Here is a 1,221-nt window from a genome sequence, read left to right as displayed (position 1 = left end):
TAAGGTTCGTATAAGCCGTTGGGTTAGTAATCGGACCTGTTTCTGATAAGGCCTGAGCATAACTCGGGTAATACGTTACGGTATAGCCCGGTAATCCTTGGGTAATCTCCGCATCTTTTGTCGTTAAGTCAAACTCCATAAAGTTGTCATTATCCGGATTACACTGTGCCAGTGGCGTTGGTGTTGTCAGTGCCAATGGCGTGTTGACAATCAACTGGAACGTTCCAATAGAGAAACAGTTCGAGGTGTTGTTGCTAACGCGGTACCATATCGTTTGTGGACTTGTCGTATTGATATAATTTGTTGCCGGAACAATAGCACTCGTATTATCTTGTGCGTTTGCTTCTGTTGTAAAGTATCGAATCGTATAACTGCCCAAACCTGCCGGTTGTGCCGCTAAGATAATAGCGTTTTGTTGGGTAAGGTCAAAGGCCGTTGTACCACTTTGTGGGTTACCGTCTTGGTCACATAGGGTTAGATTGGGTAAATCAACCGGAATAATGGGTGATGGGTTGACATTTAATGTCAAAGTATAGGTGCTGTAACAGCCCGTAACATCGTTCTCTGCTCTAATGTAGATGAACTGTAGATACGGTGTAATGTTCTCATACGGACTTGATAGAGCATCTACGGCCAATTCCGCATTTTGAAGTGTTTCATAGAAGGTTACCGTTACCCCTGTGGCTCCATTGAGTAAGTTGTTTACCTCTGCTGTTAAATCAAAATTACCATAACCTTCTCCATTGTCATCACACAAGGTTAATCCTCCTAGTGGTAACTGCAATATCGGACGGGGTTCTACTCTAAGGTCTACAACCGTCTTGTTGCTACATCCTGTAGTTTCGTTGGTTACTACAATCCATATCGTTTGTGGATTAGCTACGTTTTCATAGTTATCCGGTAGCGGGTTTTGGTTGTTATCTGCATCAGCTTCACTGAAATAAAATGCAAACTCATAGCCCGGTGTTGGTAATTGTGCTGATACATAATCTCTAATGGCGAAAATTTCTCGCTCATCCGTTGGGTCGGTTTCACACAAACTATACGAAGGTAGAGAAAGTGGTAACACCGGTATCGGATTAACCGTAAGGGTGAGCGGTACAATACTGTAACAACCTGTAGCTATTATTTCTACTCGTACCCAAATGATTTGTTGATTTGGAGTACCGTTGCTAAAGCTTAAAACGTTAGCTATCGGGTTGGTGTTGTCTTGTGCTTGCA

1 protein-coding gene is annotated in these 1,221 nt (G+C 42.8%); it reads right to left on the bottom strand.

Annotated features, from left to right (window positions below):
* A partial coding sequence (locus tag IEV15_RS14515; RefSeq protein ID WP_505661214.1) for an FIDD domain-containing protein occupies positions 1-1,221 on the bottom strand: 1,221 nt, incomplete at both ends.

Origin of the sequence: Flavobacterium orientale (genome assembly GCF_014638005.1) — a bacterium.
GTDB classification, from domain to species: Bacteria; Bacteroidota; Bacteroidia; order Flavobacteriales; family Flavobacteriaceae; genus Flavobacterium; species Flavobacterium orientale.
The sequence above is the reverse complement of the archived record's forward strand: the minus strand, read 5'-3'. Positions and strand labels throughout refer to the sequence as shown.